Annotated in this window: 14 protein-coding genes; 5 read left to right on the top strand and 9 right to left on the bottom strand. The window is 59.2% G+C overall.

Going from position 1 to position 13,085, the window contains the following annotated elements; genetic code table 11:
- Positions 1–10 precede the first annotated feature (10 nt).
- The 3 genes from lon to ACR0MM_RS01865 all read right to left on the bottom strand — a co-directional run bounded on the left by lon (position 11) and on the right by ACR0MM_RS01865 (position 4,739).
- The gene (gene lon / locus ACR0MM_RS01875; RefSeq protein WP_170338810.1) at positions 11–2,419 is read right to left on the bottom strand and encodes an endopeptidase La; all 2,409 of its coding nucleotides are present in this window, start codon (positions 2,417–2,419) and stop codon (positions 11–13) included.
- A 214-nt stretch (positions 2,420–2,633) separates the two neighbouring features.
- On the bottom strand, positions 2,634–3,764 hold the full coding sequence (tgt, locus tag ACR0MM_RS01870) for a tRNA guanosine(34) transglycosylase Tgt (RefSeq protein WP_170363557.1): 1,131 nt from the start codon (positions 3,762–3,764) through the stop codon (positions 2,634–2,636).
- 63 nt (positions 3,765–3,827) lie between these two features.
- The gene (locus ACR0MM_RS01865) at positions 3,828–4,739 is read right to left on the bottom strand and encodes a nucleoside hydrolase (RefSeq protein ID WP_480694113.1); all 912 of its coding nucleotides are present in this window, start codon (positions 4,737–4,739) and stop codon (positions 3,828–3,830) included.
- Between the two features lie 175 nt (positions 4,740–4,914).
- On the opposite strand from ACR0MM_RS01865, the gene ACR0MM_RS01860 reads away from it, so the two are divergent.
- From ACR0MM_RS01860 to ACR0MM_RS01850, 3 genes are all read left to right on the top strand, one after another.
- Entirely contained in the window at positions 4,915–5,805 is an 891-nt protein-coding gene (locus ACR0MM_RS01860) for an SPFH domain-containing protein (RefSeq protein ID WP_170338815.1), read from the top strand.
- On the top strand, positions 5,805–6,083 hold the full coding sequence (locus ACR0MM_RS01855; RefSeq protein ID WP_093962948.1) for an NfeD family protein: 279 nt from the start codon (positions 5,805–5,807) through the stop codon (positions 6,081–6,083). The genes ACR0MM_RS01860 and ACR0MM_RS01855 overlap by 1 nt, the downstream gene beginning before the upstream one ends.
- 95 nt (positions 6,084–6,178) lie before the next feature.
- Positions 6,179–6,541: an SUF system Fe-S cluster assembly protein gene (locus ACR0MM_RS01850; RefSeq protein ID WP_170339389.1), complete on the top strand. Its 363-nt coding sequence runs from the start codon at positions 6,179–6,181 to the stop codon at positions 6,539–6,541.
- Between the two features lie 263 nt (positions 6,542–6,804).
- Here ACR0MM_RS01850 and ACR0MM_RS01845 read toward each other — a convergent pair whose 3' ends face one another.
- Complete coding sequence (locus tag ACR0MM_RS01845; RefSeq protein WP_480694111.1) at positions 6,805–7,089, bottom strand: hypothetical protein; 285 nt, start codon at positions 7,087–7,089, stop codon at positions 6,805–6,807.
- A 218-nt stretch (positions 7,090–7,307) separates the two neighbouring features.
- Here ACR0MM_RS01845 and ACR0MM_RS01840 point away from each other — a divergent pair, with 218 nt between their 5' ends.
- The gene (locus ACR0MM_RS01840) at positions 7,308–7,673 is read left to right on the top strand and encodes a HesB/IscA family protein (protein WP_170338817.1); all 366 of its coding nucleotides are present in this window, start codon (positions 7,308–7,310) and stop codon (positions 7,671–7,673) included.
- A 180-nt stretch (positions 7,674–7,853) separates the two neighbouring features.
- Positions 7,854–8,603, top strand: a complete 750-nt coding sequence (gene tpiA, locus ACR0MM_RS01835; protein WP_480694109.1) for a triose-phosphate isomerase — start codon at positions 7,854–7,856, stop codon at positions 8,601–8,603.
- Positions 8,604–8,618: 15 nt separating this feature from the next.
- On the opposite strand, the gene ACR0MM_RS01830 is transcribed toward tpiA, so the two are convergent.
- The 5 genes from ACR0MM_RS01830 to ACR0MM_RS01810 all read right to left on the bottom strand — a co-directional run bounded on the left by ACR0MM_RS01830 (position 8,619) and on the right by ACR0MM_RS01810 (position 12,813).
- Entirely contained in the window at positions 8,619–9,152 is a 534-nt protein-coding gene (locus ACR0MM_RS01830) for a nucleoside deaminase (RefSeq protein ID WP_480694107.1), read from the bottom strand.
- A complete protein-coding gene (locus tag ACR0MM_RS01825; protein WP_170357657.1) occupies positions 9,145–9,456 on the bottom strand; it encodes a DMT family transporter in 312 nt (103 codons plus the stop codon). Before ACR0MM_RS01825 ends, ACR0MM_RS01830 begins: the two co-directional genes overlap by 8 nt.
- Before the next feature lie 193 nt (positions 9,457–9,649).
- A complete protein-coding gene (locus ACR0MM_RS01820) occupies positions 9,650–11,026 on the bottom strand; it encodes a TRAP transporter large permease (protein WP_170338824.1) in 1,377 nt (458 codons plus the stop codon).
- Complete coding sequence (locus ACR0MM_RS01815) at positions 11,026–11,703, bottom strand: TRAP transporter small permease (RefSeq protein WP_170338826.1); 678 nt, start codon at positions 11,701–11,703, stop codon at positions 11,026–11,028. The genes ACR0MM_RS01820 and ACR0MM_RS01815 overlap by 1 nt, the downstream gene beginning before the upstream one ends.
- A gap of 108 nt (positions 11,704–11,811) precedes the next feature.
- Entirely contained in the window at positions 11,812–12,813 is a 1,002-nt protein-coding gene (locus ACR0MM_RS01810) for a DctP family TRAP transporter solute-binding subunit (RefSeq protein WP_170357656.1), read from the bottom strand.
- Positions 12,814–13,085: the final 272 nt, after the last annotated feature.

Here is a 13,085-nt window from a genome sequence, read left to right as displayed (position 1 = left end):
TGTTTTCAGATCAGTGCGCCGTGGCTGAAGGTCCGCTGTTATCCGAAGCCTTGGCCGCTGCGGCTGCGGCTTCTTCGGCGGCCTCATCCCATTCGATCGGCTCAGGTTTGCGCACCAAGGCGCGCTCAAGAACTTCGGACACGTGCTTGACCGGGATGATCTCCAGCCCTTCCTTCACGTTTTCGGGGATGTCGGCCAAATCCTTCTCGTTCTCTTCCGGAATAAGCACCGTCTTGATGCCACCCCGCAGAGCCGCGAGCAGTTTCTCCTTCAACCCGCCGATCGGCATGGCGTTGCCACGCAGCGAAACTTCGCCCGTCATGGCGATGTCCTTGCGGACCGGGATACCGGTCAGAACCGACACGATCGAAGTCACCATCGCCAGGCCGGCGCTGGGTCCATCCTTGGGCGTCGCGCCGTCAGGCACGTGCACGTGGATGTCGATCTTGTCGAACTGCGGCGGTTTGACCCCGATCTGAGGCGAAATCGACCGCACATAAGACGAAGCCGCGTCGATGGATTCCTTCATCACATCGCCCAGCTTGCCTGTGGTCTTCATCCGACCCTTGCCTGGCAGCTTCAACGCCTCGATATGCAGCAGGTCGCCACCGACCGAGGTCCAGGCCAGACCGGTCACAACGCCGACCTGATCATCCTGTTCAGCCAAACCGTAACGGAACTTGGGCACACCCAGGAATTCGTGCAGGTTCTCAGCCGTCACGACAACCCGGTCGGTCTCGTTCTTGATGATCCGGGTCAACGATTTGCGCGCCACCTTGGCAATCTCGCGCTCAAGATTCCGCACACCGGCCTCGCGGGTATAGGTGCGGATGATCGCGGTCAACGCCTCATCGGTCAGTTCGAACTCTTTGGCTTTCAGCCCGTGGTTCTTCACCTGCTTGGAGATCAGATGCTGCTTTGCGATCTCGCGCTTTTCGTCCTCGGTGTAGCCGGCCAGCGGAATGATCTCCATCCGGTCCAGAAGCGGCCCAGGCATGTTGTAGCTGTTGGACGTGGTCAGGAACATCACGTTGGACAGGTCGTATTCGACCTCAAGATAGTGGTCCATGAACGTGCTGTTCTGTTCCGGGTCCAGCACCTCGAGCATGGCCGAAGCCGGATCACCACGGAAATCCTGCCCCATCTTGTCGATTTCATCGAGCAAGATCAGCGGGTTCGTGGTTTTCGCCTTTTTCAGCGCTTGGATGATCTTGCCGGGCATCGAGCCGATATAGGTCCGGCGGTGGCCGCGGATCTCGGATTCATCGCGCACCCCACCCAACGAGATGCGGATGAACTCGCGCCCCGTGGCCTTGGCGACCGACTTCCCAAGCGAGGTCTTGCCCACGCCCGGAGGGCCGACAAGGCACATGATCGGGCCTTTCAACTTCTTCGAGCGCTGCTGAACCGCCAGATACTCGACGATCCGTTCCTTGACCTTTTCGAGGCCATAGTGATCGGCATCGAGGATCTGCTGCGCCCGGCCAAGGTCTTTCTTGACCCGAGACTTGGTGCCCCAAGGCAGCGACAGGATCCAATCCAGATAGTTGCGCACCACTGTCGCTTCGGCCGACATCGGCGACATGTTCTTGAGCTTTTTCAGCTCGCCTTCCGCCTTTTCGCGGGCTTCTTTCGAAAGCTTGGTCTCGGCGATCTTGGCTTCCAGCTCGGCGATCTCGTTCGCGCCGTCCTCACCATCGCCCAGCTCCTTCTGAATGGCCTTCATCTGCTCATTCAGATAGTATTCGCGCTGGGTCTTCTCCATCTGCGACTTGACGCGGGTCTTGATCTTCTTCTCGACCTGAAGAACCGACATCTCGCCCTGCATCAGGCCATAGACCTTTTCCAGACGCTCGCTGATGCTGAGCGTTTCCAGCAGGTCCTGCTTCTGTTCGACCTCGATGCCAAGGTGACCCGAAACCAAATCGGCCAGTTTCGCCGGATCGGTTGTCTCGCTGACAGCGGTCAGGGCTTCTTCCGGAATGTTCTTGCGAACTTTGGCGTACCGCTCGAACTCATCGGCGACGGTACGCAAAAGCGCCTGCGTCGTCGTTACGTCGCCGGGAATTTCGGTCAGGTATTCGGCGCGGGCCTCAAAGAATTCTTCATTCTCAATGAACTCCGAAATCTTGACGCGTGCCTGCCCTTCGACCAGCACTTTGACAGTGCCATCGGGCAATTTGAGCAACTGCAGGACATTTGCCAGAACGCCGCTGCGGTAGATACCGTCCTGGGTCGGGTCGTCGACGGAAGGATCAACTTGACTGGACAGCAGAATTTGCTTGTCATCCTGCATCACCTCTTCCAGCGCGCGCACCGACTTTTCGCGCCCCACGAACAGCGGGACGATCATGTGCGGAAACACGACAATGTCGCGCAGCGGCAGAACGGGGTATGAGGAATTAAGAGGCTCTTGCATGCTCTATCCTTATCATTGGCAAGATGGCACTGACCCCTGTTTCAGGCAGCCGTCGGCCATCTCCTTTCTCGGACGATAAAGGTGGGGCGCGGACCGCCCCATTTCAACCTCGTCGCCTTACCTGTACAAATCAGAATGGCCCGAGGTTTCCCCGACTGCAAGGCATCGCGGCAACATATCCACTGATTTTGACTTGGGTCGCCCAACACGCCCGTTAGAGCGGCTCGATATCACCCAGCGCCCGCTGCGCATGGAACTCGGCCTGCCAGACCTCGAATGCACCGGCGGCGATGGCGTCCCGCATACCCTGCATGATCTCTTGGAAATAATGCAGATTGTGCCAGGTCAGCAGCATGCCCGAAATCATTTCGTTGGCCCGAAATACATGGTGCAGGTAGGCGCGCGAGTAATTCGAGCAGGCTGGGCACGTGCACTGTTCGTCCAGCGGACGCGGATCGTCGGCGTGGCGGGCGTTCTTGATGTTCACGACCCCGCGGCGGGTGAACACCTGCCCCGTCCGTCCCGAGCGCGACGGCAGCACGCAATCCATCATGTCGATCCCGCGCGCCACGGCGCCCACGATGTCGTCGGGCTTGCCCACGCCCATCAGATAGCGCGGCTTATCGGTCGGCAGGAAATCAGGCGCATAGTCCAGACAGTCGAACATGGCCTCCTGCCCCTCGCCCACCGCGAGGCCACCAACGGCATATCCTTCGAACCCGATGGCCTTCAGCGCCTCGGCGCTTTCCTCGCGTAGGTCGCGCTCCAACCCGCCCTGCATGATCCCGAACAGCGCATGGCCGGGCCGATCGCCAAAGGCCTCGCGCGACCGTTCGGCCCATCGCATCGACAGGCGCATCGACTCGGCGATCCGGTCGCGGTCGGCAGGCAATGCGGGGCATTCGTCGAAACACATCACGATGTCCGACCCCAGCAGGCGCTGGATCTCCATCGACCGCTCGGGTGTCAGCTCGTGTTTGGACCCGTCGATATGCGATTTGAAGGTCACGCCCTTCTCGGTCAGCTTGCGCAGACCCGCCAGGGACATCACCTGAAACCCGCCCGAGTCGGTCAGGATCGGGCGCTCCCAGTTCATGAATTTGTGCAGCCCGCCCAGACGGTCGATCCGTTCGGCCGTGGGCCGCAGCATCAGGTGATAGGTGTTGCCCAACAGGATGTCCGCCCCGGTCGCACGCACGCTTTCGGGCATCATCGCCTTGACCGTCGCGGCGGTGCCCACGGGCATGAAGGCAGGCGTGCGCACCTCGCCCCGCGGCGTGTGGATAACGCCGGTGCGAGCCTTGCCGTCGGTGGCCTTCAATTCGAATGAGAAACGCTGGGTCATGTCATCGCCTCGGGTCGCTGAACCGGGCAGGATTTGCCCGATCTGCCCGGCCATTGCAACCCGTCAGGGCAAGCTGGCAACCCTTTGCGTGAACAGGTCCACCACCTGCTGACCAACGACGTCACAACACACCTGCAATGGTGGGCGAGACGGGTCCGGCCGGGTTGCCCCAACCTCGGGCCCTTCGGTTACCACCTTCAAACCTGTTTCTTGAATTTCGAACATCGCACGGTGCGAACAGGCGATGACGGCCGTCGAGTCATGAAGACCGCAACCGTCCAACCCGGCAATATCGCGGTAGAAATCCAGATAGAACTGAGAGATATCGTTCAGAAACCCACCGATTTCAGGCGCACGTCGTGCCAGTTCCTCGAAATCAGCCGCGCGATAAAGCGTTTTCAGGGTCACATCCAGACCCACCAGAACCGTCGGAGCGGGCTGGGCAAACACCTCGTCTGCGGCTTTCGCATCGTGATAAATATTCGCCTCGGCGTGTTCGGTGATGTTGCCGGGACAGAAGACCGCACCGCCCATAATGACCAATTGGCCGATGTTCTGAGCAAAATCCGGATCCAGACGTATCGCATCGGCAATGTTGGTCAGCGGCCCAACCGCACATACCGTCAGGTCCTTCTTGTGACGCCGGGCCATCTCGACCAGAAACTCGGCTGCGCTCAGGTCGTGGTTCGCGCCGATCTCGGGCACATCGACCACATCGCCAAAACCCTCATCCCCATGCACGTGCTTAGAGGGCGTGTGTGCGTCAGCTTCCCATGGAAACGCTGCGCCCTGTGCCACAGGTATGTCCAGCCCAAGCTTGTAAGCCAGAAACCGCGCGTTCCGGCTGGACTGCTGGACATGCGTATTGCCAAAGACCGTAGTCAGGCCGATCAGGTCAATTTCCGGAGCGGCGGCGGCGTAAGCGATCGCCATGGCATCGTCGATGCCGGGGTCGGTGTCGATAATCAGTTTCATTTCGCCCCGATAGCGGAATCAACGGCGGATGCAAAGCAGTCACAACCCGAAATCTCCGTGCTTTGTCCCAATTACCTTGCATGGATATCCTGTTCGGTTCATTTCATAGCTAAGTTGAAATTCAGCCCTTCAATCCCCAAATGTATACCATCGTACACAAAAAATGAGGACAGAAATGACCGAAGACCAGATCATCGGACTGCTATCATCGAACATCATCTACCTGCTTGGGGCGGCTTTGGTCGTCGTCATCATCCTCAAGGGTATCAAGATCGTTCCACAATCCGAGAAATACGTGGTCGAACGGTTCGGACGCCTCCACTCTGTGCTGGGCCCCGGGATCAACTTTATCGTTCCTTTTCTGGACGTTGCGCGCCACAAGATATCCATCCTGGAACGTCAGCTGCCCAATGCGACGCAGGACGCGATCACCAAAGACAACGTGTTGGTGCAGATCGATACTTCGGTCTTCTACCGCATCCTCGAGCCTGAAAAGACCGTCTACCGCATTCGGGACGTCGACGGCGCCATCGCAACGACCGTCGCTGGTATCGTGCGGGCCGAAATCGGCAAAATGGACCTGGACGAGGTTCAGTCAAATCGCGCGCAACTGATTGAACGCATTCAAGAAAGCGTCGAAACCGCGGTTGACGACTGGGGGATCGAGGTAACCCGCGCCGAAATTCTGGACGTAAACCTGGATCAGGCGACCCGCGACGCCATGCTGCAGCAGTTGAATGCCGAACGCGCCCGTCGCGCGCAGGTGACCGAAGCCGAGGGCCAGAAACGCGCGGTCGAACTGCAGGCCGACGCCGAGCTGTATGCGGCGGAACAAGCCGCCAAGGCGCGCCGCGTGCAGGCGGACGCGGAAGCCTACGCAACCGGCGTCGTCGCAAAGGCCATCCAGGACAACGGGATCGAAGCCGCCCAATATCAAGTTGCGCTGAAACAAGTTGAGGCATTGAATGCGATGGGCAAAAGCGGAGGCAGCCAGACGATTGTTGTGCCCGCAAATGCGCTCGAAGCGTTTGGCGACGCCTTCAAAATGCTCAAGGGAGGCAAATGATGGCAGATCCGTTCTGGCTGACGTGGTGGGTATGGCTGGCAGCCGCACTGGCGCTGGGCATTCTGGAAGTGGCCTTGCCAGGTTTCATCTTCCTTGGCTTCGCTATCGGCGCGGCTATCACCGGAATCCTTCTGGTCATCCCCGGCTTGGCCCCGAACCTGCCCGTCCTGCTTTTGATCTTCGCCACCTTGTCGTTGATCGCATGGCTAGTTCTGCGGCGCATGTTCGCGCTGCCACATGGGCAAGTCAGGACGTTTGACCATGATATCAACGACTGACCGGTGCGGCGCCCTGTAGCGGGGCGCCCTACCCCCTCTGGACGCTGCCTTTAGCTTTCCCTATATAATTGCTCAGGTAACAACCCGAGGCATTCATGACCCACCCCAGCGAACAGCTTGAAGGCACGCCCCTGATTGCGCCTTCGACCGTTGAGCACCCTCTGTACGAATCCGTGGTCGAGGCCTGCAGGACTGTCTATGACCCTGAAATTCCGGTCAATATCTATGACCTTGGGCTGATCTACACGATCGACATCAGCAGCGACAACGCAGTCAAAGTCATCATGACCCTGACCGCTCCGGGCTGCCCGGTAGCCGGTGACATGCCCGGCTGGATCGTCGAGGCCATCGAGCCCGTTGCCGGGGTCAAGGAGGTGGATGTCGAACTGACCTGGGAACCACCCTGGGGCATGGAGATGATGTCCGACGAAGCCAGGCTGGAACTTGGCTTTATGTAAGCGCCTGCCGCGCTGAGCGCGCGGGAAACGTCACAAACCTGAAACCCAGTTGTCACGGATCGGTCGTCGAACCGTTACGTTGATGCGCAACAACTACAACGCGGGCTTCGCAGTCGGACCCGTCACAGGAACTCGGCAACTCAAATATCGCTCCAGCAGTCAATGGCGACCACGTTGGAGCGTATACCGCCCCCCTGCCGAGGCTCCGCAATACTGGGCCGTTCTTGCCCGAGAGCGGCCCTATTTTACTCGCTGAGGTGCACTCACTTCACGTTGCACTCTGCTTTGATCTCGGCGGCGCGGTCGTCCAGCTTCTTGACATAGTCACCCGACAGCATCTGCAACCGCTTCTGTTCTGTTCCAGAGATCAATCCAAGCAGCGCCCCGGCCGGCGTGATCGCGACTACACTTTCCGCCTGCTGATCCTCGGCGTGTTTCTTTTCCGCCGCAATTGCGCGCAGGTCGCCTTCGGCGGTCGAGCAATTCACCGGGTGCCGCTTGTGATCGCCCGCGGCATGAACGGCACTGCCGGCCACCAGAAGAGCCAAAAACGCAACCTGCCGGCAAAAGCCAACCTTATTTGAAATCCGCAACATCATCGAAACCCACCTTGTTCTGCTGTCAATTCGATCTCATCGGCAAACCCTGCCTTTACCCGTACGGTACGGTCAAAACCCGCGAGGAGCAAACTTGTGGCACCGCGCTCTCTTGAGCCCGGGCCCTTGCGGCCTTAGATTAGGGATAACGCGCGAAAATGGAGACGACGATGTTCGGCATTCCCGGCAAACAGGCCGTGACGATGACGCCCAAAGCTGCAGAGCAAATCCTCCGCCTGATGACGTCGGGCGGCCATGCCGGTCTGCGGATTGGCGTCAAGAAAGGTGGCTGCGCCGGTATGGAATATACCATGGAGTATGTCGATCAGCCGGACCCGCATGACGAAGTGGTCGAACAGGATGGGGCGCGGGTCATGATCGCTCCGATGGCTCAGATGTTTCTGTTCGGAACAGAGATCGACTACGAGGTCTCGCTGCTGGAATCCGGGTTCAAGTTCAAAAATCCCAATGTCGTCGATGCCTGTGGCTGCGGCGAGTCGATCAAGTTCGACGAAAACCTCGCCGAACAGCGCTGAGGCACGCCAAGCCTGCAGCGTTTGTGGGCAGGTGAACTGCTGCCGGCACCGTCTGGTTGAGTTCACCCAGGTTGGTCCGTCGCGCGACTCGCCCGCGCACGGCGACCCAAGCACAATTGTCAGACCTTGATCCGGGTGCTAACTGGATAGAAACGCACGAAAGATCACGGAGACCCCGCTATGCGACGCAGACTGGCAGCCGGAAACTGGAAAATGAACGGAACCGGGGCTGCTCTGTCCGAGTTGGACACGCTGACTGCAATGCACCCTTCTCCGACGGTCGATATTCTGATCTGCCCTCCGGCAACTCTGATCCACCGGGCCGCACAAGCCGTGCAAGGCTCGGGCGTCGCCATCGGCGGACAGGATTGCCACGCCGAGGTTTCGGGTGCCCATACGGGTGATCTGAGCGCCGAGATGCTGAAAGACGCCGGCGCGACCAGCGTAATCGTCGGGCATTCGGAACGGCGCGAAGACCACGGCGAGAAAGACGACGATATCCGCGCCAAGGCCCGGGCGGCCATGAACGCGGGCCTGACCGCAATCATCTGCGTCGGCGAAAGCCTTGAACAGCGAGAAGCGGCCAATACGCTCGATATCATTGGCGGACAGTTGTCCGGATCGATCCCGGATCTTGCTACCGGAGAGAACCTCGTCGTGGCTTACGAACCGATCTGGGCCATCGGCACCGGGAAGGTTCCCACCTTGGCAGAAATCGGCGAAGTCCACGATTTCATTCGCGCCAGACTTGAACGGCGATTTGGCGAAGGTGTCGGCCGGTCGGTTCGTTTGCTCTACGGCGGTTCGGTCAAGCCGGACAACGCGGCGGAGATTTTCGGAGTGTCAAACGTGGACGGCGCGCTGGTCGGCGGTGCAAGCCTGAAGGCACGCGATTTCTCGGGCATCATTTCCGCGCTGGAACAGACCTGACCGGTTTACGCACGCTCAGTCCGCGATGTCCTCGGCCCAAAGCTCGGGCTGTTCGGTCACGAACCTACGCATCAGGGCGATGCAGTCCGGGTCTTCGGCCAAAACAACCTCGACTCCTCGGTCGCGCAGGAAGTCTTCGTTGCCGCCGAAGTTTTTCGTGTCACCGATGACCACGCGTGGGATACCGAACTGAACGATCGTTCCGGCGCACATCATGCACGGAGACAAAGTGGTATACAGAACGGTATCTCGGTACGTCTTCTGCCGGCCTGCCTTGCGCAGCGCATCCATCTCGCCATGGGCGATCGGATCCCCCTTCTGAACCCTTTGGTTTCGGCCCTGCGAGATGATCATGCCGTTCCGAGCCAGTACAGATCCGATCGGGCAACCGCCCTCATCGAAACCGGCTTTGGCTTCTTGGTAAGCCACGCGCATCAGGCGCTTGTCATGATCGGTCAGCATGTTTCGGCACTCGTTGGTTGCGGTGGTCAGAATGGTCCCAGCCTGCCCACCGCGGGTGCCTGCGTCAACAACGTGCCAGTCACGCAAGTTTCATTGCGACCATGCCTGACACGATCAGCGTCGCTGCGATGACACGCAGCGGGGTCAGTGCCTCGCCCAAAAACATCACACCAACCAAGAACGCACCGACCGCGCCAATACCCGTCCACAGCACGTAGGCGGTTCCCAGTGGCAAGGAGCGCATGGCCAGGGCCAGCAAACCGAACGAACCAACCATTGCTCCACCCATTACAACGGTCGGCCAGAGCCGCGTGAATCCAGCAGACTGCTTCATGGCAACTGCCCAGACGATTTCCAGCAAACCGGCAAAAAGAAGAAAGATCCAGGACATCGGGGACACCTCTATCAAATTCGGGTCGTCCCGAATGATCACCCATGGTGGGGAGGTCGTCCTCGGTCACTATGTGGGAAGAACCGGTGGTGAGTTCAAGCCCGGCCATTCAGCGTGCCGGCTTGTCAGATGTCAGCCGGCTGCGCAAATAGTGACCCGAACCGGTTGCCCGGTTCGGATCGATTGCGATGGTCTAGTTCGTAATGATCTCGGGGCCCATGAAGGTGTTGGGCAACACCGTCGACAGCCATGGGATATACGTGATCATGATCAGGAAGACGAACAGAACGGCCAGGAACGGCAGTGCTGCGCGCACGACGGCCATCATCGGCATTCCCGCGACGCCCGACGTAACGAACAGGTTCAGACCGACCGGAGGCGTGATCATCCCGATTTCCATGTTCACCACCATGATGATGCCCAGATGGATCGGGTCGATGCCCAGTTCGATGGCAATCGGAAACACCAGCGGCGCCACGATAACCAGCAGGCCCGAGGGCTCCATGAACTGACCGCCGATCAGAAGGATCACATTGACCACGATCAGGAAAGTGATCGGCCCCAACCCCGCCGACAGCATCGCGCCGGCAATGTGTTGCGGCACTTGCTCATCGGTCAGAACATGCTTGAGGATCAGCGCGTTGGCGATGACGAAAAGCAGGGTGACCGTCAGCTTGCCGGCCTCAAACAGCGTATGTTTGGTGTCGGGGTGGAAAAAGGCCGTGATCAGCGCCAGCGGCTTTTTCACAAGCGAGAGGTTTTGCTCACCATCCTGGGTGCTGAGTGGCCCCATGTCCTTGTAGACGAAGCTGGCGATGAAGAAGGCGTATACAGCCGCGACCGCCGCCGCTTCGGTCGGTGTGAAGATACCCCCGTAGATGCCGCCCAGGATGATGACGATCAGGAACAGACCCCAACCGGCTTCGCGTGCGGACGCAAATATCTCGCCCCAGCCTTTCCAATCACCTTTCGGCAGGTTCTTGACCTTGGCCATCACATAGATTGTGACCATCAGCATGAACCCGGCCATGAGCCCCGGAATGACACCGGCCAGGAACATCCTGCCGACCGAGACTTCGACCGCGGCCGCGTAGACAACCATGACGATCGACGGCGGGATCAGGATACCCAGCGTACCGGCGTTACAGATGACGCCAGCTGCGAATTCCTTGGAATAGCCGACCTGCCGCATACCGGCGATCACGATCGAACCGATCGCAACAACGGTGGCCGGGGACGATCCTGACAGCGCGGCGAACAGCATACATGCGAACACGCCCGCAATTGCCAGACCGCCAGGCAGGTGACCAACGCAGGCGATCGAGAACCGAATGATCCGACGCGCCACCCCTCCGGTCGTCATGAAGGACGATGCGAGGATGAAGAACGGGATGGCCAGCAGGGTAAAGTGGCCCTCGAACGCCTCGAACAGGGTCCCGGCAACCGAAGCCAGCGAGCTGTCCGAGTAGATCAGAAGAAACAGGGTCGAGCTCAGCCCTAGGGCAACTGCGATCGGAACGCCGATCAGCAGCAGGCCCACGACCATGGCAAAAAGTAGTACTACATCCATCAGTCGTGTTCTCCCTGAAGGGCCCGGACTTCTTCGATCTCGTCCTCAACCTCGTGGCTTGCGACAATACGGTCGGCCTCACCGCGCAGGATCTGCAGCCCGGCCTGGGCAAAGCGGATCACCAGCAGCAGCATCGACAGCGGCAGGACGAAATACGGCACGACCTTGGGCAGCTTCTCGTAGTACTCGCCATAGTTGATGAGGTCTTCGAGGAACCGTAGCGGCGCGACCATGGGGATGTCGTCCACCTCGTAGAAGCTCTGACTACGAGCGTCGAAATCAAAGCCCGTGGGGAACCAGCGTCCAGAGGTCGGAGGCAGGTCGGCAAAAACCGCCCAGTAGTCGTAGGACCCCTTCAGCAGCAGCAGCGAGAATACGAGGCAGCACCCCACCGCGATCAGTGCCAATACCCTGCGCGGTGCCGGAGGCAGCATATTCAGGATGGCATCCACACCCAGATGCGCGTGTTTCTTGACGGCGTAGGACGCCCCCAGCAATACCAGCCATCCGAAAGTGAATACGGTCAGCTCTAGCGCCCAAAGGATGTTGGAGTTGAAGACGAAACGCGCGATCACGTTGGCAAAGGTCACGGCCGTCATCAGGCCAAGAAGCAACGCGATCAGGGTTTCTTCGATTCGGTCGACCAGCCCACCGGGGCCGGTTTTCGCACCAGACATCTTTCTGTCCCCATTTTTGTTGATTTATCGAGGTGGCGGGCGCGATTGGGCCCGCCTGGTATGTGCTCCGGCGGGCTTGCGACCGTCGGAGCACACCAGCGTGTCGGATCAGAACCCGGCGTTGATCGCCTGAGCGGCGTCGATCTTGTCCTGACCAACGTCACCGGAGAACTTGTCCCAAACCGGCTTCATCGCATCAACCCAGGCCTGACGCTGCTCGGGTGTCAGCTCGCGGATCGAGCCGCCCGCGTCGATGATGGCTTGCTTGGCCTTTTCGTTGACCGCAAACGCCTCTTTGTTGCGCTCTTCGGTCACCTCGGCCAGGATCGTCAGGAACTGCTCGCGCACTTCCGGATCGAGGCTGTCCAGCCAGTCGACCGAAGTCACAACCAGATAGTCGATGATGCCGTGGTTGGTTTCGGTGGTGCCATCCTGCACTTCGAAGAACTTCTTGCCGTAGATGTTCGACCACGTGTTCTCCTGACCGTCCACAACGCCCTGCTGCAGAGCACCATAGACCTCCGAGAAGGCCATTTTCTGCGGGCTGCCACCGATGGCTTCCATCTGCGCAACCAGCACGTCCGAAGACTGAACGCGGAATTTCAGGCCGTTGGCGTCCGAAGGATCGATCAGCGGCTTGTTGGCCGACATCTGCTTCATGCCGTTGTGCCAGAACGCCAGACCCTGCAGGCCGCGGCGCTGCATGCTGTCTTTCATTGCCTGGCCATCCGCCGAGGCCTGGAACGCATCAACCGCGTCGATGTTCTTGAACATGAACGGCAGGTCGAACAGACGGAACTGCTTGGTGAACTTCTCGAACTTCGAAAGCGACGGGGCGGCCAGTTGCACGTCGCCCTGCAGCATCGCCTCAAGCACCTTGTCGTCGTTGTACAAGGTCGAGTTTGGATAGACCTCCATGCACATGACGCCGTTCATCTCGTCGTTCACGCGCTGCTCGAGCAGCGATGCGGCGATGCCCTTGGGGTGTTTGTCGGTGTTCGTCACATGCGCGAACTTGACGACGATCTCGCCATCGTCGCAGGCAGCGAAGCCCGCTGTTGCGGTAACCGAAAGCGCAAGCGCGGTGGCGGCTGTTGCCAGGAATTTCATCTGTCTTTTCCTCCCAGACTTCCAAAGAAACTTCCTTTGACATCCATAGGGATGCCGGATGCGCAAGAGTGAAACGAATCGACGGTCACCGTTCAACAATTCGAAAACGACTGGCAGAAGACAGATTTTCTAATTACTTTTCATTGGCTTAAATAGAACATCCGCAATGAGTATTTTGTTATCGCAGACATTTGTGCGGGAAACCGCACACCCAAATTCGCGAGTGTGCGAAAAACCGCACATACATCGAATCATCGGGCGAATCGTTCCGC

This window comes from Ruegeria sp. BC6 (genome assembly GCF_056539185.1).
Note: the sequence above shows the minus strand (reverse complement) of the source record. Positions and strands in the feature narration are given on the sequence as shown.

What these genes read in the sequence shown, in the direction of transcription:
- lon (WP_170338810.1), bottom strand. Translation starts at nt 2,419, where the DNA reads ATGCAAGAGCCTCTTAATTCCTCATACCCCGTTCTGCCGCTGCGCGAC.
- tgt (WP_170363557.1), bottom strand. Translation starts at nt 3,764, where the DNA reads ATGACCCAGCGTTTCTCATTCGAATTGAAGGCCACCGACGGCAAGGCT.
- ACR0MM_RS01865 (WP_480694113.1), bottom strand. Translation starts at nt 4,739, where the DNA reads ATGAAACTGATTATCGACACCGACCCCGGCATCGACGATGCCATGGCG.
- ACR0MM_RS01860 (WP_170338815.1), top strand. Translation starts at nt 4,915, where the DNA reads ATGACCGAAGACCAGATCATCGGACTGCTATCATCGAACATCATCTAC.
- ACR0MM_RS01855 (WP_093962948.1), top strand. Translation starts at nt 5,805, where the DNA reads ATGGCAGATCCGTTCTGGCTGACGTGGTGGGTATGGCTGGCAGCCGCA.
- ACR0MM_RS01850 (WP_170339389.1), top strand. Translation starts at nt 6,179, where the DNA reads ATGACCCACCCCAGCGAACAGCTTGAAGGCACGCCCCTGATTGCGCCT.
- ACR0MM_RS01840 (WP_170338817.1), top strand. Translation starts at nt 7,308, where the DNA reads ATGTTCGGCATTCCCGGCAAACAGGCCGTGACGATGACGCCCAAAGCT.
- tpiA (WP_480694109.1), top strand. Translation starts at nt 7,854, where the DNA reads ATGCGACGCAGACTGGCAGCCGGAAACTGGAAAATGAACGGAACCGGG.
- ACR0MM_RS01825 (WP_170357657.1), bottom strand. Translation starts at nt 9,456, where the DNA reads ATGTCCTGGATCTTTCTTCTTTTTGCCGGTTTGCTGGAAATCGTCTGG.
- ACR0MM_RS01820 (WP_170338824.1), bottom strand. Translation starts at nt 11,026, where the DNA reads ATGGATGTAGTACTACTTTTTGCCATGGTCGTGGGCCTGCTGCTGATC.
- ACR0MM_RS01815 (WP_170338826.1), bottom strand. Translation starts at nt 11,703, where the DNA reads ATGTCTGGTGCGAAAACCGGCCCCGGTGGGCTGGTCGACCGAATCGAA.
- ACR0MM_RS01810 (WP_170357656.1), bottom strand. Translation starts at nt 12,813, where the DNA reads ATGAAATTCCTGGCAACAGCCGCCACCGCGCTTGCGCTTTCGGTTACC.